Origin of the sequence: uncultured Tenacibaculum sp. (assembly GCF_947504135.1) — a bacterium.
In the GTDB taxonomy this organism is placed as follows: Bacteria; Bacteroidota; Bacteroidia; order Flavobacteriales; family Flavobacteriaceae; genus Polaribacter.
This window is the reverse complement of record NZ_CANNGG010000001.1, coordinates 42,329-64,014: the sequence shown is the minus strand read 5'-3', so window position 1 is coordinate 64,014 and position 21,686 is coordinate 42,329. Positions and strand designations below refer to the sequence as shown.

Below are 21,686 nucleotides of genomic sequence, written 5' to 3'. Positions count from 1 at the left end.
GAAAATGTAGAGGCTTTTTTGTATTGAGAAACCAAAAACTTTTCTCAAATTTGTTTTCCTAATAAAATAAGATGAAAAACACTCAAGAACTATTAAATATACTTACCCTCGACGATTTAGGAAATGGAAACTTTAATGGAGTAAGTAGAGATATAGGAAGTCCGAATGTTTTTGGAGGACAAGTATTAGCGCAAGCATTAAACGCAGCCTATAGAACCACTTCTAAAGAGCGTATTTTACACTCATTGCACTCCTATTTTTTAGAAGCAGGAAATTTAGAGTTACCAATAACTTATAATGTACAAACGATTCGTGATGGTGGCAGTTTTTCTACACGAAGAGTAACGGCCCATCAAGAAGATAAAACTATCTTTATTTTGTCTTGTTCATTTCATAAAGAAGAAGAAGGGTATGAACATCAAAAACCAATAAAAAAAGATATAAAACAACCAGAGGAATTGTTGAGTTGGACAGATGTGTTAGATCAATTTGGAGCTTTTCTACCTCAAAAAATGAAAGATTTTTTAAGTATCGAACGTCCTATAGATTTTAAACCTGTACAAATAGTAAATCCGTTAGATCGTAAAGATTTACCACCTGTGGTTGATGTTTGGTTTAAGTTGAAAGGAGATGCGAAAGATTTACCATTAGGAATAAAGCAGCAAATACTTACTTATATTTCCGACTACAATATTTTATCAGCATGTTTAAATCCGAATGCTAGTATTGCTAATTTTGGAAATACTCAACTGGCTAGTTTAGATCACTCAATGTGGTTTTACCGTGATTTTAATTTTGATGATTGGATGTTATTTTCAATAGAAAGCCCAAACGCTTTTGGAGCTAGAGGTTTTGCTATGGGTAATATTTATACTAGAGACGGAGAATTAATAGCTTCGGTTGCTCAAGAAGGATTAATGAGACCAATGAAAAGAAGCTAGTAAGACTATATAAGAAATAAAAGGAATAAAAAAACCGAGTTACTTAGGAACTCGGTTTTTTATTTGTTAAGCGTCTATTTCAGCAGATTTTGTACTGACGTGAAACTCTTCGTATGTTTCTAGTAAACTCATTAAACCAGAAACTAAATCTTGGGTCTCGATTAAAATACTAAAGTATAATGTAGTGTTTTTAGGACTCGTTTCATCAGTTCTAATACGGTCTACTTGTTTTTCAATAGATTGAGAAACATCTTTTAATAATTCTTTCTTCTCATTAATGATATGTTCTAAGTTGTCAAAACTTCTATTTTCAAAAGTTTCACTAATATCTTCTAATAATTTAGAAAGAGTATTGTCGATGCTCTTTAAGTCTTTAATTTGACCTTTTTTAAGGTTTTTATGGTTGTTGTTTACGTGTTTGTATGTAGCTCTAGAAATATAGCTAATAGATTGTGCGACGTCTTGTAAATAACCTAAAATTAAGATGTAGAATCTACTTGCTTGCACAGAAGTATCGTCTAATGACTTAATAAAGTAGAATACACCATCTTTTAAATTATCAATTTCATCGTTTAGTTTCGTAACGTGCTTATCTGTTTTACGTAATTTCACTAAATCGTGCGTAGCTAGATCTTTCACAACGCTTGAATATAGTTTGTTAATACGGTTAGCAACACCAGCAATATGATCTGAGCTTTCTTCAATTACACCGTTAATAGTGATTAATTCTGCTCTTTCCATATGTACTTGCTTCTTCTCTTCTTTAGATTTTTTTCTGTGCTGTAAAGTGTTTCTTGCAATTAAAAGTGCAACTACTAATAATAATACAGGAATCATTACCATGTCCCAGCTAATTAAGTAAGCTACTAAAGCTGCAGTTAAGAAAGCTGTAATGGCAGTTAAGAACCATCCACCAATAACATTAATTACACCAGCAACTCTATAAACAGCGCTTTCACGACCCCAAGCTCTATCAGCTAAAGAGGTACCCATAGCTACCATAAATGTTACATAAGTAGTTGATAATGGTAATTTCATTGAAGTTGCAATAGAAATTAAAATACCAGCAACAATTAAGTTTACAGATGCTCTTACTAAATCGAAAGCAGGCATTTCATACGTTTTGTCTTTTGGTAATTCAATTACAGGTTTTTGAAACTTAGAATCTATAAAGGTTAAAGCTTTCTTAGGAACAATAAAGTTAACAACAGCGTTAATACCCATAGCACTTCTTACTACAACTCTTGATAGTGGGTTTGGTTGAAACTTTTCATGTCCATCACCTTGACGAGATAAATCAATACCTGTTTTAATTACTTCTCTAGCCTTGCTCGAAGTCCATAAAGTAACTACCATAATAGCTCCGGCTAATAATAATAACCAAACGTTAGAAGGTACTTTTTTAGCTAAAATCCCCATAGAAAAAGCGTCAGGAGCAACTCCAGATATTTCCCAAGCTTGGTAAGAGTTCCATGCAGCGATTGGTACACCAATAAAGTTAACTAAGTCGTTACCAGAGAACGCCATTGCTAATGAGAAAGTACCAATACCAATAATTAACTTTAGAATATTAACTTTAAAGAATTGAATTAGTGCATGTGAAATAGCACTCCAAAAAACAAAACTTCCAGCAATAATAAGTATAGTATTACCCTCAATTAAATGTTTTACATCACTGTAAAAAGGAGTTCCTTTCATCCCTTTAATAATGATGAAATAAGTAATTGCTGTAATAGCGAAACCACCAAATAATGAATTTATATAAGTAGGTCTCTTCTCAAAATTAAAAGAATAAATTAAACGAGAAAAGAACTGAACGATAGCTCCGACAGAGAAGGCAACTACAACGGAGAGTAGTATTCCATTTATAATTTCAACTGCTTTTTTATGATTGATGTAGCTCCAAATATCTGAAATAGATTGAGCGTCGTTAGCTGCAATTTTGATTAATGAAATACATACAGCTGCTCCTAATAATTCAAATACAATAGAAACCGTTGTTGAGGTTGGCATTCCTAGTGAATTAAAGATATCAAGTAATAAAATATCAGTAATCATTACTGCCATAAAAATAAACATGATGTCTTGGAACATGAACATGTTAGGGTTGAAGATTCCTTTACGAGCAACCTCCATCATTCCACTTGAAGTTACTGCACCAAAAAATACCCCAATACTGGCAATTATCATAATATTTCTTACTTTAATTGCTTTAGAACCGATGGCTGAATTTAAAAAGTTAACAGCATCGTTACTAACTCCCACAACTAAGTCGACGATAGCTAAAACAGCTAGTGCGACTAGCATCAAAATATATGGATCTCCCATTTTTTAGTTTTTAATTAAGTTTTGCAAATTTAGTTACACAAGAATGCTCTTGTGTTATGTTTATGTTATCATTTATAGGTGAATATCTACTTGTAATCGGAACATGAATTGATTGGTAGCCGTAGGTATATCTAGGTAACTAACATCGGTTTGTACTTTTAATTTATGTCCTACTATGTATTTCGATAACCCTAAAGTATATTGATTTTCCATTCCTTTTCCTGTAATGTTTTTGTCTAGTGCAATATTGGTATAACGTGCAGATACTTCCCAGTTTTTATTAAATAAATATCCTGTTTGAAGGTTTAAAGCATTGCCTTCTTGTACTACGACTTGTTTTCCTTTACTGTCTAATACAGGAGTACCATCAGAGTTTTTTGCAAAAGGATCTTCAGCATCTCTAGAAGCGTATTCTCCCATAAAAGAGAATCCTTTGTATTTAAACATGGCGTCTAAGAAGAAGGTTGAAATGTTTGTTTCATAGTATCCCGCATCATTTACCATATACTGCCCTTGGTTACTTCTTGTTTTTACGGCATTGTTGTTAAAGTCGTAACTCATACCGATAGCTAGCTTGGGCGTTTTTTCTCTTTTTAAATCCCCTCCTTTATAATCTCCTTTTCCTTCAAATAATCCGAAAGGTAAAAATTCAAGGTGTGCAGTATATTGGTGACCACCTAGATTTCCAACAGTAATATTTCTTCCTTCCCCTTGTGAAAAAGCTAAGGCTTCTCTAACTACAAATTTTTCTGATAAATTAAAATGGTGGCGTAATTGCATCCCCATATCTCGGTCAATATTAAAACGCTTGTTTAATAAAGAACGATCTACTAGCTGCATATCTGCAGAAGAAATAATACGTTCACGGTTTCCTGGTAGTTTAGTCTGCCCAAACCAAAGTTCGAAATTTTGGTAAAAGTTCCATTTTACCACCGCGTCTAAAATATATCTTGGTGCATTACCTGTGTGTTCAGAAACTCCACTAATATCGTTATTAGACATTCCTATTTCTAATTTGTACTTTAATTTTGGAGAAAAGGCGAAACCTTTAAATTTTAAACGAGCTCTTCTAACTAGCATTGAAGATGATGGATTGTACAATCCTTCTTTGTTAGAATCCCATTCAGCAGTTGCTAAAAATTGCATTCGAGCACTCATGTTCATAGACCAAGTGCTGTCTTTTCCTACTAAGTTAAATAAGCCTTTGCCAAATTTAGGAGCATTTGTTTGTTGTGCATAAGTACAAGAGAGTACAAACATACTTACAATTGTAAGTGCTGCTTTACAGTTCATTAGATTTAGTTATTAGTTTTTGTCGCTGCAAATAACTAGCTCTAATGTTAAGTGAGTGTTAACTGAATATTAAAAAAACTGCCTTTATACAAGGCAGTATTATGTAAGTCAGATAAATAGTCGACAAAAACTAATAATTTATAATGACTGTACGCCTCTAGAGCGAGGTAGGTCAAAATTACTGGCTTTTTCTGATTCTAATATTAAGTACAATTTAATAAACTGTTACCAAGGTAAATTTTAGGTTAATTTGATATAGGAAAGTGTTTATAAGTATTCTGCTATTTTTTCAGGCCCCTCTAAAACAGTTCGTGTAATTTGCATGGTCCCGTTATTGTTGGTTACTAAATGCCATTTAATGAGTGTAATTTCGTTGTTTTCAATTTCTAAACCAGTAATGCATCTTGGATGGACACAGCTACCATCATTAAAATGAGGTAATTCTTCACAAGAAGGAAATCTAGGTCGGTGTGTATGCCCTGTAACAATCATTTGGTTGTTATTGGCTTTTATCCAGTTTTCTAAACGGCGTTCTACTTTTATAAGTTCTTTAAAGTTTTGAGCGGGACTTGTAGGATCTTTAATTCCGTGTATTTGTAATGGTCGCCATAAAACTTTTACTAAAAAGCGACTGAGTTTCCAAAAGGTATAATTAAACCAATCTGCTTGATGGCCATGAAGTAAGAAAATTGATTTTCCATCATCTTGAGTTAATCGAATGGCTTCAGAAAAGGAAGCATTAGGAAGTAACTCTTTTTCTTTTCCATCAATAGTATCGTAATAATAGCTTAGGTTTTTTCTAACATTTTTGGGTTTTCGGTAATTCATATCATGGTTTCCCCAAATAAAATGCAACTTATTTTTTAGATGAAATTTTTGAAGTAATAAGTACACATCTTTATTTGCATTAAAAATATTCACAAATTTATTTTCCCATAACTCATCACCATCCCCTAATTCTATATAGGTAAAATCTTTTTGCAGGTATTGGGATAAGGCAAAATGATATATTTTTCGATTACGAGCAAAATCATCAGCAAAGCTATTATCGCCTCTATGGCAATCGGAAAATAAAACATACTTAGATGCTTCGTTTAAAGGTAGTTTTTTTGCTTTTTTAAAAGCTCGGTTTAATCTATTGTTAGAAGAAAACATAGGTGTTATTTTACTAGCTAAAGATGCATAAAAAAAAGAACTTTTAAAACAAAAACCCAGAAGGTTAACCTCCTGAGTTTTTAGAATTATTATTTTACAACTTAAAATTCTGTGTTCCTACTGAATAGTAAAGTTGTCTAAATATAAGTTGAAAGGAGCACTTTTTCCAACTTTTAGAGCAAAGAAACTCTCATTAAGGTTAGATGTGTTTAAGTCTGTAATACCACTTAAATCTAAAGTGATTTTAACCCATTCTCCATTAGTGTTGATAGTACCATTATAATTATTACTACCTTCAGCAGAAATAGTTGTGTCACTAGTAATATCTCCTAAGTTGAATCTATAATAAGATCCATCTGTTTTATATAAGTTAATAGAAATACTTTTTCCTGTAGAAGTACCTTTTACATAAAAAGTAATTGAGTTATAGGTGCTAGGCAATCCGTTTTGAGCTAAAGAAGTAAATACATAGTCATTACCTCCTGTTGAACTCATGTTAATACTTAAAGCTGTACTCCCATCAATTCCATTACCAGTGCTTTCTGTAGCGTAGCTTTTAAGACCATAAGTGTTTAAACCATTAGTAAAGGCAGTGAAATCTTCAAAATCACCTCCAGCAAAAGCCAAAGAACCAGAAGGTGTAGGTGTGCCTCCACCACAAGTAGTATAGTCTTCTGTAAAGTTAACATCAGTTTCATTTCTTAAATAGATTTGAACTCCATTAAAGTCAGACATTACTCCTGTAATAGTTCCTTTTTTATCGCTTATTGGGTTGTTAGCAAATGTAGCTTGAGGTCTAACATATGTTGTTAATGGAGTACCATCACATTCAGCAATTAACTCATTATTACCACTATATGTTTTAGTATTGTCTTTGAACTGTACACCTTCAATTTGTACTAACTTTCCTTGGTAGTCTCCTGTTAAAGCCTGTGCTATGGTAATTATTTCAGGAGTAGGTAATGTTCCAGTTGTTGTGCTAAGGATATTAGATGGAGAAACGTTTAACTGTAATAAGCCATTATACTCACTTAATTTAGCTCCGCCAACTGCAATTTCTATTTCGTCTCCTAACTTTAAATCGTAAGCATCACTAAAACGTAAAGCAATACCAGCTGTTGCATCTTGAGCAAAAGCATTTTGATTTGAAATGTTATCTGTAGAAAGGTCTGAAGTAATTACAAGCTTTAATTTTAAGTTTTGAGTTACTGTAGTTTCACTACCAGTATATAAATCCTTAACTTCTGCTAAAGAAGCTTCAGTAGGGTTATTGTTACAACCGTATTCTTCAGTAAAGTTAACGTCATTAGTATCTCTTATGAATAACTGGTAATCACTTCTAAATTTATTTAAAATAGCAGTAACACTTCCTTTTTTATCAGGGATAGGGTAAGATTTAAAAGTAGCAAAACCGCTTGTTCTCATGATAATAGATTCAAAAGTTTCACAACTTGTAAAGTACCTGTTTACTGAAAAAGTATTATCAGGATCTGGGTCAGCATAGGTTAACCCTTTTTCTTCAGACTGTAGCCCTTCTATTTTAACTAAAGTATTAATATGGTTATCAGTTAACTCACCAATACTTAAATTGGTTGGTACTATTTCAGCAATTTCAGAAGATCTGTCAATAAAGTTTATATAATCGTTTGCGTCAATTCTATCCGTACTATTTCCATTTAAAACACCTATTTGAAAAGATGCGAAGTATTTACTTAAAGCAAGTCCTTTTAATTTAATGTATATTTTTCTACCTACATTATAACGAGCTCCTAAATTAGTATCATCTATTCTTACTTCTAATCCAACTGTTGGGTTTTCTGGTTTATCTTGAATAATGATTGATTTAAAAAAGTTCCCTTCTCTGTCATCAGAAACTACATAACCATACACAGTAACATCCTCTACAAACTCTACAGGATCACCATTGTATTGTGCTATAATTTCGTCTAAAGACTTTAAGTTTTCGTACTGTTTGTCTGGTCCAATAGTTGGTAATTCAAAATCGTTATTGTCAACACATGAAGCAGAAATTGCAATAAAAAGTATTGCAAAAATCTTGTATAAATTTATTTTTTTCATTTTGAGTGTTTTTTAGAATCTATAATTTAAGTTTAAGAAATAAGTAGTACCTCTACCGTACCAGTATTTATTTCCAAAGGTTGGTGTTCCGTTAGCATTATCGTCTCGTAATTGGTGATAATTTGCATTTCTTCCTTGCTCGAAACCACCTGTTTTATATTCTTCGTTGAATAAGTTACTAACACTAGCAAACAAGCCAATGTATTTACCATCGCCTACTTTCCATGATTTCCCTCCGATAGCGTTTACAACCATATAATCACCAAATTGCTCTTGAGTTAATAATTGTCTAGCTAACACTGGGTCGTAATCTGCAAAAGCAGCTCCGTCTGCATCACTTATAAAATTAGCAGTTCTTCTAATAGGAGAAACATCTACATAAGCTTCATCCATATAGTTTGCAGTAACACTAACAAACCAATAATCTGGGTCTCTATATTCAAAACCAAAAGAATAAGCCTTATGAGGTCCGGCAGCAATTTTATAATCTTTAAGAGAAGCAAGCCCCATATCTCTTTTACCATCAATGAAACCTACTGTATTAGCGTTTTCGGTAGTAATTACAAGATTTGGGTTATTATTATAGGTGTACTGACCAATATTAGCTGCACCCTTTAATTTAATTGTAGGAGTAACTTGCGCTTCAATCCCAAACTCAACACCAAAATGTCTTTTATCTATACCAGTTAAGATTTCTTGAATAAATGCCGAAGTATCTCCTCCAATACCATCAGCAAAGAAGAATGAAATTTCAGTAGCGTCTTTAACATCAGTAAAGTACCCTGTAACTTTTGAAGTTATTAATGGGCTTCTAAAAATATAGCTAATGTCTCCTGATAATATTTTCTCACTATTCAATTCAGCAACATCAGCAACTGTAACATTGTTAGCTCTTGAATTGGCAAAAGAGTTACGTAAAGATGGTGCTTTTGTAATATAACCTCCGTTTACATCAATTAAGTGACGACCAGAAATTTTATAGGTTAAACCTCCTTTAGCACCGTAGTTAAAGAAGTCTAATTTTTTCGACTTTCCGTAAGAGTTCGTAGGGAAGTATCCGTTTTGGAATAATCCTTCTCTTTGATGTGTAGTGTTATTAGCTTGACCAGCTAGGTAAAAATCAATATTACTATATTTAAACTGTAATTGAGCAAATCCACCATATATTTCTGAATCGAAATTATAGTTATACTTGAATCGATTACCTAATCCGATAGTTCTGTTTGGTGTCAATAAGTTGCTTTGTTGTTGGTCAAAAGTATCACCAAATGTATTTACATCTAAATAACCAGTTGCTCCTAACATATCTATAGGTGTAGCAAAGTTTTCAGATCTTAATGTTCTGTATTCAGCACTAGCTGTTAACGTAATGTTTTCATTTAATTCAGAAGATAAAATCATGTTAGCAGTTAATTGCTTATCGTCATTTCTGTCTTCATATAAAATAGCACGTGCATTTTCAGGACTTCCTTGATTCCCAAAATATAATTCGTTCCAGTCAATTTGTCCGTCATTTTGAAAGCCAGTTAAGGCTTTATAAGCATTTTCATAATCAGGTCCGTTAGGGTCTGATAAATACCAACTTGGTAGTTTTCTATAGTATGTAGGGTCTGGGTTATTAGCACCGTTATAATCCAAACGACTATTCCCTATTTCACCAAATTGATAACCAATATTTGTATTTAAGGTTGTGTTGTCAGAAAGATTCCAATAGTGATTTAACATTATAATAGGTTCGTATAATCTTTTTACCCTTGAGTTTCTCATTTTTCCATTTTGATACCCCCAGTAAGAGTTATAACGAATTCCTCTAATATCAAAAACTTCTTGAGTGTTAGGTGATGATTTTCCTCTCTCGTTTTCAGCAGCAATCACAGTTAAGTTTAAGCTGTGAGCATCGTTAATTTGCTTTTCAAGTGATAAAAAGATTGAGTTAGCATCATAAAAAGTACCATCTACGTACCCTTCATTACCAGCTCTTCTGCTACCAGAAACTGTTATAGCCCATCCATTAGCTAATAAACCAGAAGAGTATGTTGCCATTAGACGGTGGTTGTAACTTCTATTAGAAGAAGCATAAGAAATACGTCCACCTTCACTATATTCAGAAGCTCTTGTGTTAATATTTGTAGAACCTAAAACACCACCAAAAGCATAGTTTGAAGGAGTTAGTCCATTACTAAATTCTTGGTTACGCAATACATCGTTTAAACCTCCCCAGTTACTCCATTGAGGTCTTCCGTTGTATAGTTTGTTCATTTCAATTCCGTTAATCAAAACTTTACCGTTTTCAGAATCTAAACCACGAACCCTGTAAAAAGAACCACTCCATTCAAAAGCAGCAGTACGTAAATATACATCTCTGGAAGCTTGTAGTAAACCAGAAATATTATCAGCAGCACTTGTGTCATCATTTAATTCATCATCTGTGATAGTGATGGTGCTTAAATCTTGATCTTCAGACAAATCTTCATACATAAAGATTGTACCTAAATCTACTGTTTTTCCAGATAGTTCAACTGGAAAGTTTTGGGTTTCATACCCGTTTAATGATACCGTTACAATTTGTCTTCCGTCTTGTAAACCAGTTAATGTAAAAGCTCCGCTAACATCAGTAACACTAGAAACATTAGCAGTTTTTACACTTACAGAAACATCTTGCATGGGATTTTCAGAATCGCTGTTTATTACGATCCCCTTTACAACATTCTGCGCATTTAAGCTTGTAAAGCCTAAAAACAACAACAACATTGTCATCGTAAAATTTCTCATAAATGATTGTTTATAAAATATTTAAATTTGTTAACTCCTCTGATTCTATTAAAAACCAAAGGGTGACAAAATTAAGAAATTTCTCATTATGTTTAGGTTAAGACAGTATTATTAAGAAATTAATTATTTAATTATAAAAAATAGACATGAAAAATTGTTTTATTTTTGCAGGGTAAAATTTATTAAATGAGAAATATAGCTACACTTTTAGTTTTAATTTTTGTTGGTTTTTCTACTTACGCACAACAAGAGGGAAAGAAATATAAAATTAGAACTGTAGGGTTTTATAATTTAGAAAACCTTTTTGATACTGAAAATGATCCTGAAAAGAATGATGAAGCAAGCCCTATCATGGAAATGAAAGGAGATAAGGAAGAGGTTTATTGGGATAAAATAGATAAGCTTGGTGAGGTAATTTCACAATTAGGAGAAGAAAAAGCGAATACAAGCCCTGCAATTCTTGGGGTTGCTGAAGTTGAAAACAAAAAAGTTTTAGAAGATTTAGTTGCTTCTGAAAGATTAAAAAAGAAACGTTATAGTATTATACATTTTGACTCTCCTGATAAAAGAGGAATTGATGTAGCTCTTTTATACCAACCAAGATATTTTAAACCAATACACTTTGAGGCTTTTGACCCTAATATTTATGATCAAAACTATAAAGTTCATACACGTGATATTTTATTAGTATCAGGTTATTTAGATGACGAATTGATACATGTTATTGTAAATCACTGGCCATCTCGTAGAGGAGGAGAAGCTAAAAGTAGACCTTTGCGTGAAAAGGCGGCTTATAAGGTGAAGCAAATTATTGAAAAAATTAAGCTGAACGACCCGAACCCGAAAGTGTTAATTATGGGTGATTTTAACGATGATCCTATCAACTCTAGTTTTAAAACTGTTTTACAAACAAAGAGTAAAAAGAAAAATGTAAAAGAAGGAGATATTTATAATCCTTATGAAGATATGTTCCGTCGTGGATTTAATACATTAGGGTACAGAGATAACATCAATTTATTTGATCAAATTATGTTCACCTTTCCGTTATTAGACAAAGGGAAAAAAGATTTTTCAACATACAAAATGTTTAAGTCAGGAATCTTTAATAAACGTTTTTTAACCCAAAAGAGTGGGCGTTATAAAGGGTATCCTTTCAGAAGTTTTTCTTATGGGAGATATACAGGAGGGTATAGTGATCATTATCCAGTATATATGTACTTAATTAAAGAAGATTAAAAATTAAAAAGGCTTGCAATTGCAAGCCTTTTTAATTTTTACATATATCATTTAAATAATTGTTCATTCTCAGTTGAAACAAAGTACCTTTTAAAAGGTCGTCTATTTGCCATAATTCAATTGATGATACTGCCATACTAACTTTATCAGAGGGAGTTTGAAGTAGAATGGACCTACAGTCTTTACCTTTGCTACAAGTAGCGCAGTTTTTTTGAAGTTTTGAATCAGTAACTTTTTCTAAAAATAATTCAATTTCTTCTTCAGTTAAATGAAACCCTGTATCTCTAAATATTAATTGAACTAGCTTAGAGTTGTTATCTTTCCAGTGAAATGAAATACCTATGTTGTTGTCGTATATTTTAGTAATTCCGTCCATAACTATATTTTATTACCGTAACAAATATATAAGATTATTTGGAATTATTCTAAATAAAAGTAGCGACTATTTTAAGTCTTTTAAAATCAATTGTATAGTTGTGTGTCCGTTCCATGTGTTTTCATCTAAAGTATATACAATGTCAAAATCGTTATGTACAGCTGATATTTTATTGCCTAAACCAAATCCAATAGCATTATATGTTTTTTGGTCAGAGCCATAAATGATATTCAACTTTAAATGGCTACTGTCAGCTCCTACTTGTTTACCATATCCATTATCTCTTACTGCTGAAGTAGTAAAAATTGGTTTCATGTTTAGCGGGCCAAACGGAGCCATTTGTTGGACTATACGGAAAAACTTAGGTGTGATTTCTGATAGGTCAAGCTCAGCATCAATAGTAATTTCTGGAGTTAACAAGTCTTTATCAATAGTGGCTTTCACTACTTCTTCAAACTTATTTTTAAAATTTTCATATTGTTCGGGTAACAAGGTTAAACCCGCTGCATATTTATGTCCGCCAAATTGTTCAATAAACTCTGAGCATTGTTCTAGAGCATTATATACATCAAATCCTTTTACAGAGCGAGCTGAGGCAGCTAATTTTTCACCACTTTTAGTAAAAACCAAGGTAGGTCTGTAGTAGGTTTCTGTTAAGCGTGAGGCTACAATACCAATGACTCCTTTGTGCCAATTTTCGTCAAAAACAACTGTGGTGTAATTTTCTTGTTCGTTATTTTTTTCAATTTGTAATAAAGCTTCTTGTGTAATTGCTCTATCTAGCTCTTTTCTATCGGAATTGAACTTTTCAATTGCAGAAGCAAATTCAACTGCTGAATCAAAATCCATTTCGGTTAACAATTCAACAGCGTAGTTTCCGTGTTTCATTCTCCCAGCAGCATTTATCCGCGGAGCGATTATGAAAACAACATCGGTAATAGTGAGTTCTTTTTTTTGTAACTGATGAATAATAGCCTTAATACCATTTCTGGGTTGTGAATTAATGACTTGTAATCCATGATAAGCTAGAACTCTATTTTCGCCAGTCATCGGAACAATATCAGCTGCAATTGCAGTAGCTACTAAATCTAAATATGGAATTAAATCGTCAATTGTTTGATTTCTTTTTGAAGCTAATGCTTGAATTAATTTAAAACCAACACCACAGCCACACAGTTCATCATATGGATAGTTACAATCTATTTGCTTAGGATTTAAAACAGCAACTGCTTTAGGAATTTCATTTCCAGATTTGTGGTGGTCACAAATAATAAAATCAATATTTTTTTCAGTAGCATAGGCAACTTTATCAATAGCTTTAATTCCGCAGTCTAAAGCTACGATAAGTGAAAAACCATTGTCTTCAGCAAAATCAATTCCTTGAAAAGAAATACCATATCCTTCTTCATATCGATCAGGAATATAGGTTGCAATATTAGGATGAATTGTTTTTAGGTAAGAAGATAGTAAAGAAACAGCGGTAGTTCCGTCAACATCGTAATCGCCAAAAACTAAAATATTTTCGTTATTAGTAATAGCAGTTTCTATGCGTTGTACTGCAAGCTCCATATCCTTCATTAAAAAAGGATCATGTAAATCACTCAACGAAGGGCGAAAGAAATGTTTAGCTTCTTCAAAGGTTTCAATACCACGTTGTACTAAAATTTTAGCCAAGGTTGTGTCGATAGATAGTTCTTTGGCTAATTGTTTTACTTTAATAGTGTCTGGTTGCGGTTTTAATGTCCAGCGCATAGCAGTTTTATCGAAAATAGATTAGTTATTATGTAAGTGAATAGCAGTAGTTACATCAGCAAATTTTCTAAACATTTCCATAACACCACAGTATTTTTCTATCGATAAATCTACTGCTTTGTTAATTTTTTTTTCGTCTAAATCACTTCCGTAAAAATGATAATCCACTAAAACTTTATGATAATATTTTGGGTGCTCTTCAGTTAATTCACCAGTAACAACAATTTTAAAATCATCAATTTTTACACGCATTTTTTCTAGCATAGGTACGATATCTAAACCAGAACAACCTGCTAACGATGAAAGCATCATAGCTTTAGGTCGTAAACCAGTATTATTTCCTCCATGCTCTTCAGAAGTATCAATAACTATTGAATGTCCACTAGGGTTGTCACTTTCAAATTGCATGTTTTCTTTCCAAACGGTTGTAACTGTGTTTGTTGCCATATCTTGATGGTTTTTTGTTTATTGCGTAAGTAAGCCTGTGTGTATTTCGACTTAGTACATTTAAATAGTAACACAAACTTACAGTAAAAAGTTAGTATTAAAAACTTAAAAAATAAATCTATGCCTTTAGTAACTCCTTTAGATCCGAATCATGATGCGGAAACGAAACAATTATCTGATTTTTATAATGAAACCTTAGGTTTTTGTCCGAATTCAGTGTTAACCATGCAACGACGACCAGAAATTTCCAAAGCATTTATCAATTTAAACAAAGCGGTAATGGCTAACCACGGTCGCGTAACTTCTGCTTTAAAACGGATGATTGCTTGGGTAAGTAGCAATGCTACAGGTTGTCGTTATTGTCAAGCACATGCAATTCGTGCTGCTGAGCGTTATGGTGCAGAACAAGAACAATTAGATAATATTTGGGAGTACAAAACACACTCTGCCTTTTCTGATGCTGAACGTGCTGCGTTAGATTTTTCATTGGCAGCTTCTATGGTTCCAAATATGGTGGATGAGAAAGTTAAAGAAGAATTGTATAAATATTGGGATGAAGGGGAAATAGTTGAAATGTTAGGAGTAATTTCTCTCTTCGGATATTTAAATCGTTGGAATGATTCTATGGGAACAAGTATTGAAGATGGTGCGGTTGAAAGTGGTGAACAGTATTTAGGAAAACATGGTTGGGAGAAAGGAAAGCATGTGTAAATTATATAGAACTATCAGAAAATAGAAAAGCTCGCAATTGCGAGCTTTTCTATTTAATATTTAATCGGATTACTTTTTTAGTAAATCTCTAATTTCTGCTAATAGTTCTTCTTGACTAGGTCCCTTTGGAGCTTCTGGAGCAGGTTCTTCTTTTTTCTTCATAGCATTTACTGCTTTTACCACCATAAACATAACAAAAGCTACAATAATAAAATCGATAACATTGGTTAAAAACTCACCATACATCAAGGCAACTTCTCCTGTTACTTTACCTGCTTCATCAGCAACTCCTTCTTTAAGTATGTATTTTACGTCTTTAAAGTCGGCTTTGAAAATAAGTCCAATTAAAGGAGAAACAATTCCTCCAGTGAAAGAAGTTACCACTTGTTTAAAAGCAGCACCCATTACAAAACCTACTGCAATGTCCACTAAATTTCCTTTCATTGCAAAGTCTTTAAACTCTTTGAGCATTCCCATATTTTTGATTTTTAATAGTTAATTGAACTGAAAAATATAAAAAAATTAGCTTTTAACCAATCTTTTTATACGTTGAGATAAGGCAGTAAGTATTTCATACGAAATAGTTTCACACTTATGAGCCATATATTCTACGTGTTGTTGATGGTTGAAAATAATGACCTCGTCACCTTCATTACAATCAATTTTAGTAACATCAACCATTATCATATCCATACAAACATTTCCAATAATAGGAGCTGGTTTATTGTTAATGAACACAAATCCATTTTTATTTCCTAACTTTCTTGATATACCATCTGCATGTCCTATAGGAATGGTAGCGCTTCTTGTAGGTTGATTAGCAACAAAAGCTCTATTGTATCCAACTGTTTCACCTGGTTGAACTATATTAATTTGAGAAATTATAGATTTAAGCGTATGTGTGTTTTTAAGTTGAGCTGTTTCCTGTTCATCATTTCCGAAACCATATAAGCCTATGCCTAAGCGTACCATATCAAATTGAGCCTGTGGATAATTTATAATACCAGATGTATTTAAAATGTGTATCATAGGTTGGTATCCTAAGTGCTCATAAACTTGTTTTACTATGTAAGCAAAGTTGTTAATTTGACCGATAGTAAATTCTTGCTCACGGGGATCTTCACTAGCAGCCAAATGAGAAAACATTGATTCAACTTTTACATTGTTTGATTTTTTTAGCTCAGCTACAATAGTTGGAACGTCAGTATGCCAAAAGCCTACTCTATTTAACCCTGTGTTAAATTTTAAATGAATAGGGTAGTTCATCAGAGGTTCTTCATCAGCAAGCTTTAAAAAAGCATCAAAGATTTTAAAATTATATAGATTAGGTTCTAAACGATACTTAACAATATCTTTTAAGTTTTGAATTTGAGGGTTTAGAACTAAAATAGGAGTTGAGATTCCTGCTTCACGTAAAGCAATTCCTTCATTTGAATAAGCAACAGCAAAATAATCAACTTGGTCTTCTACAATTTTTGCAATTTCTGTAGACTCACTTCCGTAACCAAAAGCTTTAACAACTACTAAAATTTTTGTTTTGGGTTGTAGCTTTTGTTTAAAATAGGCTAAGTTGTGTAGCACAGCTTTAGCGTCAATTTCTAATACGGTTACGTGATTATTGTCCATTATTGTCTTTTTTATTAGGTGTTTCGTGTTTTTTCATAGCCTTATAATAGGCGGCTCTACTTAAAGGTTCGTACTCTTGAGTTTCCCCCAAAAATACTAAGTCATCACTTTGCGCTTTTCTATAACTATAATGGGCTAAATTTCCCGTGCGTGTACATACAGCATGAACCTTAGTAACATATTCTGCAGTAGCCATTAAAGCAGGCATAGGACCAAACGGTTTTCCTTTAAAATCCATGTCTAAACCAGCTACGATAACACGAATTCCTCTATTAGCTAAATCGTTACAAACAGCTACAATTTCATCATCAAAAAATTGGGCTTCGTCTATTCCTATTACATCAACATCATTGGCTAATAATCTAATATTAGAAGATGCAGGAACAGGTGTAGAACGAATCCTATTTTCATTGTGCGATACTACTTCTTCGTCATCGTATCTTGTATCAACTGCAGGTTTAAAAATCTCAACACGTTGTTTAGCAAATTGCGCACGTTTAAGTCTACGAATTAATTCTTCGGTTTTTCCCGAAAACATTGAGCCACAAATTACCTCAATCCAACCAAATTGTTCTGTATGATTTACTGTATTTTCAAGAAACATTTTGTAATTTTAAGCTCTAATTATTGATTTTTGTATTACTTTCGAATGAGGAACAAATTTATTAAAATTTAACAGCAAAAATTAAATTCAAACAACAACTTATGCACAAAAAACTAGCATCGGATTTAACCAGTTTAGCACACAGTATCTTACAGATGAAAAATAGAGAAGATGTGTTTGAGTTAAAACAAAAGGCATATGAGGTTTACGAAAAACTTTCGGTTTTAGCGTACGTAGAAGAATATATAAATAATACTCCTAATCCTACAAAAACTAAAGAGGAGTTATTAAAAGACGTATTGTTAGCTGAAGAGAAAAAGGAAACAAAAGTTGTTGTTGAAGAAATTTCTTCTAAGGAAGAAAAAATAAACGAGGAGCTTGATAAAGAGGTTGTAAGTGATTTAGAAGCTGAGGTAGAAAATGAAGAGCCAATTCAAGAAAAGGAGTTTACAGAAGAAATAGAAGAAGCACATAAAGAGGAGCCTTTAGAGGGAAGAACAGTTCATCATTTAGAAGAAGATTTAAAAAAAGGTTTTGATCAAGAAGCAGAAGAAATAGCTGAAAAGGTAATTGAAGGGATTAATGAGGAAATAATTACTAATGAAATTATAGAACAACCTTTTGATGAGTTAGAAAAACTGTTACATGGCGATGCTGAAGATGTAAAGAATGATGTAAAAGATGTAGGAGAGAGAAAAACACCAACATTAGAAGATGAGTTACAAGATACTATTTCGGTAGATGTAATGGCAGATTTATTTACTAAAGCAGAGCCTAAGAAATCATTGAATGATCATTTTCAGACTACAATTCAAATTGACTTGAATGACAGAATAGCTTTTGTAAAACACTTATTTGATGGTGATCAAAACGATTTTAATCGAGTTATTTCCCAATTGAACACCTTTAAAACAGAAAAGGAAGCAAAAAAATTTATCAATAAAATGATTAAGCCAGACTATGATTGGTCAGCTAAAGAAGAATACGAAAATAGATTGTTAGAAATTATAGAAAGAAGATTTGCATAAGAAAGCATAAACATTTGTTTATAAATAAGCAAAAAGCCATCATTTTTATAATTAAAAGGTGATGGTTTTTTTATGTTAAAAAATATAGTAGAACCTGACTTAATTAAGGGTTTTTCTTGAAAATAAAATTTAGCGATTAAAAATAAGTTCAAAGCTCCGCAAGATTTAAACCACATGAAGAAGGGTAGCTCTAACACTTGAGTATAATTATAAGTTTGATACAGATGTAGCTATTGAGATTTATAGTATGAATGGTATTTTGATTAAGAGAGTTGAAAATAATTCTTACATCAAAGGAACTTCAGAACAAATAAAAATAGATTTATCAGATGTTCAAAATCAAGCTTTAATTGTAAGAATGATTACAAGTAGAGGTGTTGTTAATAAGAAAATTATAGCAATGCGTCCTAAGAAAAGAAAGTAATCTGAATTATAAAAAGGAATAGTTTGGAGGAGTAAAAATTTATACTCCTCTAAACTTATTCTAAAAGTTAAGAGTAATATTATAAATTTTTGAATAATAAAACCGCTAAGAGTAAATCTTAGCGGTTTTATATTTGTTGTTTTTTTAAACTTTGAAAGTAAGCATTGGTTTTATTGATTTTTTGGATAAATACTTTGTAATGCTTCCGTTAAAAATATGTGATAAACCACTTCTGCCGTGAGTAGCTAGAGCAATAATATCAGCATTTATTTTATTAGAAAAATTTAGAATTCCTTTTTCAATAGAAAAATCGTTGTAAACATTAATAGTGTAGTTTTTTAAACCATATTTTTCGATAAATTTTTTAATTTGTTTGTTGGTTTCTTGAGTGTTTTCAAATTTTTGAGGCGTGTTTACTTTTAATAAGTTGATTTTACTATCAAAATTTTGAGCAAAGTCTAAAAACCGTTCAAAAGCTTTGGTTTTATTAGGTTTAAAGCTTGAAGCAAAAACAAGATTCTCAGGAACGAAATGATCCCCATTTTTTTTAGTAAAAATAACAGGGACTTCAGAATTTCTTACAACTTTTTCAGTGTTAGAACCAATAAGAATCTCTTCTAAGTTTGTGTGGCCTTTGGCTCCCATAATAATAAGATCTGTTCCAGTTTTTTTAGAATAATCTTGAATTCCATCAAAAGGAGTTTGAAACCTGATAGCGTGCTTGATGTTATCGTTTTTTGGAAAAAACTGTTTTTTGTAATCAAGCATTCTATCACGAACTTTTCTAATATACAGCATGCTTTCAGGGATACTAAAGTTAGTTCCTGAGCCCATGTCAATAATTCCAGTAGGAAGTTCAATCATATGAAGTAGATGAACTTCGCTATTAGCCTTTTTAGCTATTGTCGAGGCAAGCTTCGAAGCGTATTCCGAAGGTTTTGAAAAATCGATTGGTACTAGTATTTTTTTCATAATAAGAAGATTTAAAGAGAGATAGTCTCTTAAATATACGAAAAAACAATTAACAAATAAAAGATATTTGTGTGTTAATGAATAACTTACTATATTTGCAGCAAATTTATTAATCAGATAGATGAAGGGGACGTTAGTCCCCTCTTTTTATACCTAGTATGAATCAAGAACGAGTTAAAGAATTATTACAAGAAGCCTTACAAGAAAATGAGTCGTTATATTTAATAGACTTACAGTTTTTGTCAGACAATAAAATAAAAGTAATAGTAGACGGTGACTCTGGTGTGCCTCTAAGCGAATGTATTCGTATTAGTAGAAATATAGAGCATAACTTAGATAGAGAAGAAGAAGATTTTTCGTTAGAAGTTACAACACCGGATATTGCTCAGCCATTAACAGTTAAGCGTCAGTATAAAAAGAATATTAATAGAATTCTGAAAGTTAAAACAGCAACTGAAGGATTCGAAGGAACCTTAACAGAGGTAACAGAAGATACTATTACCTTGTTTTGGAAAGCAAGAGAGCCTAAACCGATAGGTAAGGGAAAACATACGGTAGAAAAAACAAAAACACTAGCGTATGAAGATATAAAAGAAGCAAAAGTGAAGATCATATTTTAATTAGAGAATGAAATGGAAAATATTGCATTAATTGAATCATTTTCGGAGTTTAAAGATAATAAGAGCATAGACAGGGTAACCCTAATGTCTATCTTAGAAGAAGTATTTCGTGCAGCCTTAAAGCGTAGATTTGGGTCAGATGAAAACTTTGATATCATTATCAACCCTGATAAAGGAGATTTAGAGATTTGGAGAAACCGTGTAGTTGTAGCTGATGGGATGTCTGAAGATGATAATGAAGAAATAGAACTTTCTGAAGCAAGAAAAATAGAACCAGATTTTGAAATTGGTGAGGACGTATCTGAAGAAGTTAAGTTGATTGATTTAGGTAGACGTGCTATTTTAGCATTGCGCCAAAACCTAATTTCTAAAATTCACGAACACGATAGTACAAACGTTTTTAAGCAATTTAAAGATTTAGAAGGAGAAATTTATAGTGCAGAAGTGCATCATATTCGTCATAATGCTGTAATTTTGTTGGATGACGAAGGAAACGAGATTGTTTTACCAAAGAGTGAACAAATTCGTTCTGACTTCTTTAGAAAAGGAGATGCAGTTAGAGGAGTGATAAAATCAGTAGAATTAAGAGGTAACAAGCCAGCTATTATTTTATCAAGAACTTCGCCAGCGTTCTTAGTAAAATTATTCGAACAAGAAATTCCTGAAGTTTTCGACGGTTTAATTACTATTGAAGGTGTTGCAAGAATTCCTGGAGACAAAGCAAAAATAGCAGTTGATTCTTACGATGATAGAATTGATCCTGTTGGAGCTTGTGTTGGTGTAAAAGGTTCTCGTATTCACGGTATCGTTCGTGAACTAGGTAATGAAAATATTGATGTAATCAATTACACGAAGAACGAGCAGTTATTCGTAGCAAGAGCATTAAGCCCTGCAAAAGTAACTTCTGTAGATATCGAAATGTATGAGGAAGAGAAAAATGGTAAAAAAGGACGTGTAAACGTTTTATTAAAGCCAGAAGAAGTATCAAAAGCAATTGGTAGAGCAGGTGTTAATATTCGTTTAGCAAGTGAATTGACAGGTTACGAAATAGATGTTCAGAGAGAAGGAATTGAAGAAGAAGATGTTGAATTAACAGAATTCTCAGATGAAATCGAAGCTTGGGTAATTGAAGAATTCAAGAAGATTGGTTTAGATACAGCAAAGAGCGTTTTAGAAAAAGACGTATCAATGCTAGTACAAAGAACCGATTTAGAAGAAGAAACAATTTTAGATGTTCAACGAATTTTAAGAGAAGAATTCGAAGACTAATATATAGTGAGGAAGCTAGTATCCTTTGTGGGAAATCCATATAAAATCTAGCA

General features: G+C 32.3%; 19 protein-coding genes. 7 read left to right on the top strand and 12 right to left on the bottom strand.

All coding sequences use genetic code 11. The annotated features are described in order from the left end of the window. The first annotated feature begins 71 nt into the window (after positions 1-71). Complete coding sequence (locus tag Q0663_RS00300) at positions 72-941, top strand: acyl-CoA thioesterase II (protein ID WP_299004589.1); 870 nt, start codon at positions 72-74, stop codon at positions 939-941. Between the two features lie 66 nt (positions 942-1,007). On the opposite strand, the gene Q0663_RS00295 is transcribed toward Q0663_RS00300, so the two are convergent. From Q0663_RS00295 to Q0663_RS00275, 5 genes are all read right to left on the bottom strand, one after another. Then, on the bottom strand, positions 1,008-3,269 hold the full coding sequence (locus Q0663_RS00295; protein ID WP_299004586.1) for an inorganic phosphate transporter: 2,262 nt from the start codon (positions 3,267-3,269) through the stop codon (positions 1,008-1,010). Between the two features lie 72 nt (positions 3,270-3,341). Beyond that, the gene (locus Q0663_RS00290; RefSeq protein ID WP_299004584.1) at positions 3,342-4,562 is read right to left on the bottom strand and encodes a porin; all 1,221 of its coding nucleotides are present in this window, start codon (positions 4,560-4,562) and stop codon (positions 3,342-3,344) included. A gap of 267 nt (positions 4,563-4,829) precedes the next feature. Then, the gene (locus Q0663_RS00285; protein ID WP_299004581.1) at positions 4,830-5,717 is read right to left on the bottom strand and encodes a metallophosphoesterase; all 888 of its coding nucleotides are present in this window, start codon (positions 5,715-5,717) and stop codon (positions 4,830-4,832) included. 117 nt (positions 5,718-5,834) lie between these two features. Continuing rightward, positions 5,835-7,796, bottom strand: a complete 1,962-nt coding sequence (locus Q0663_RS00280; RefSeq protein WP_299004579.1) for a DUF5689 domain-containing protein — start codon at positions 7,794-7,796, stop codon at positions 5,835-5,837. A gap of 12 nt (positions 7,797-7,808) precedes the next feature. After that, positions 7,809-10,568, bottom strand: coding sequence for a TonB-dependent receptor (locus tag Q0663_RS00275; protein WP_299004576.1), 2,760 nt, complete (start codon positions 10,566-10,568; stop codon positions 7,809-7,811). A 186-nt stretch (positions 10,569-10,754) separates the two neighbouring features. Here Q0663_RS00275 and Q0663_RS00270 point away from each other — a divergent pair, with 186 nt between their 5' ends. After that, positions 10,755-11,804, top strand: coding sequence for an endonuclease/exonuclease/phosphatase family protein (locus Q0663_RS00270; protein WP_299004573.1), 1,050 nt, complete (start codon positions 10,755-10,757; stop codon positions 11,802-11,804). A gap of 31 nt (positions 11,805-11,835) precedes the next feature. Here the strand turns inward: Q0663_RS00270 and Q0663_RS00265 are convergent, their stop codons facing one another. From Q0663_RS00265 to Q0663_RS00255, 3 genes are all read right to left on the bottom strand, one after another. Continuing rightward, a complete protein-coding gene (locus tag Q0663_RS00265) occupies positions 11,836-12,180 on the bottom strand; it encodes a hypothetical protein (protein ID WP_299004571.1) in 345 nt (114 codons plus the stop codon). Positions 12,181-12,246: 66 nt separating this feature from the next. After that, the gene (gene recJ, locus Q0663_RS00260; RefSeq protein WP_299004567.1) at positions 12,247-13,932 is read right to left on the bottom strand and encodes a single-stranded-DNA-specific exonuclease RecJ; all 1,686 of its coding nucleotides are present in this window, start codon (positions 13,930-13,932) and stop codon (positions 12,247-12,249) included. A 21-nt stretch (positions 13,933-13,953) separates the two neighbouring features. Beyond that, positions 13,954-14,379, bottom strand: a complete 426-nt coding sequence (locus Q0663_RS00255) for an OsmC family protein (protein ID WP_120186037.1) — start codon at positions 14,377-14,379, stop codon at positions 13,954-13,956. Between the two features lie 120 nt (positions 14,380-14,499). Here Q0663_RS00255 and Q0663_RS00250 point away from each other — a divergent pair, with 120 nt between their 5' ends. After that, positions 14,500-15,090, top strand: a complete 591-nt coding sequence (locus Q0663_RS00250) for a carboxymuconolactone decarboxylase family protein (protein ID WP_299004550.1) — start codon at positions 14,500-14,502, stop codon at positions 15,088-15,090. A 69-nt stretch (positions 15,091-15,159) separates the two neighbouring features. Here the strand turns inward: Q0663_RS00250 and mscL are convergent, their stop codons facing one another. From mscL to Q0663_RS00235, 3 genes are read right to left on the bottom strand one after another with little or no spacing between them, the layout of a single operon-like run. Then, on the bottom strand, positions 15,160-15,561 hold the full coding sequence (gene mscL / locus Q0663_RS00245; RefSeq protein ID WP_299006295.1) for a large-conductance mechanosensitive channel protein MscL: 402 nt from the start codon (positions 15,559-15,561) through the stop codon (positions 15,160-15,162). Positions 15,562-15,612: 51 nt separating this feature from the next. Then, positions 15,613-16,716 (bottom strand): alanine racemase, encoded by a 1,104-nt coding sequence (alr, locus tag Q0663_RS00240; protein WP_299004547.1) that lies wholly within the window; start codon positions 16,714-16,716, stop codon positions 15,613-15,615. After that, on the bottom strand, positions 16,706-17,320 hold the full coding sequence (locus Q0663_RS00235; protein WP_299004545.1) for a thymidine kinase: 615 nt from the start codon (positions 17,318-17,320) through the stop codon (positions 16,706-16,708). The genes alr and Q0663_RS00235 overlap by 11 nt, the downstream gene beginning before the upstream one ends. A gap of 101 nt (positions 17,321-17,421) precedes the next feature. On the opposite strand from Q0663_RS00235, the gene Q0663_RS00230 reads away from it, so the two are divergent. Together Q0663_RS00230 and Q0663_RS00225 are read left to right on the top strand one after the other, a co-directional pair. Beyond that, positions 17,422-18,348 (top strand): hypothetical protein, encoded by a 927-nt coding sequence (locus tag Q0663_RS00230; RefSeq protein WP_299004542.1) that lies wholly within the window; start codon positions 17,422-17,424, stop codon positions 18,346-18,348. Between the two features lie 247 nt (positions 18,349-18,595). Then, on the top strand, positions 18,596-18,772 hold the full coding sequence (locus Q0663_RS00225) for a hypothetical protein (RefSeq protein WP_299004537.1): 177 nt from the start codon (positions 18,596-18,598) through the stop codon (positions 18,770-18,772). 144 nt (positions 18,773-18,916) lie between these two features. Here Q0663_RS00225 and Q0663_RS00220 read toward each other — a convergent pair whose 3' ends face one another. Beyond that, positions 18,917-19,744 (bottom strand): universal stress protein, encoded by an 828-nt coding sequence (locus tag Q0663_RS00220; RefSeq protein WP_299004535.1) that lies wholly within the window; start codon positions 19,742-19,744, stop codon positions 18,917-18,919. Between the two features lie 158 nt (positions 19,745-19,902). Between Q0663_RS00220 and rimP the strand changes: the two genes are divergently transcribed. Both rimP and nusA read left to right on the top strand, forming a co-directional pair. Beyond that, positions 19,903-20,364 carry a ribosome assembly cofactor RimP gene (gene rimP / locus Q0663_RS00215; RefSeq protein ID WP_299004532.1) on the top strand — a complete coding sequence of 154 codons (462 nt, stop codon included), beginning with the start codon at positions 19,903-19,905 and terminating at the stop codon, positions 20,362-20,364. Positions 20,365-20,376: 12 nt separating this feature from the next. After that, on the top strand, positions 20,377-21,633 hold the full coding sequence (gene nusA / locus Q0663_RS00210; RefSeq protein WP_299004529.1) for a transcription termination factor NusA: 1,257 nt from the start codon (positions 20,377-20,379) through the stop codon (positions 21,631-21,633). The last annotated feature ends 53 nt before the right edge of the window (positions 21,634-21,686 follow it).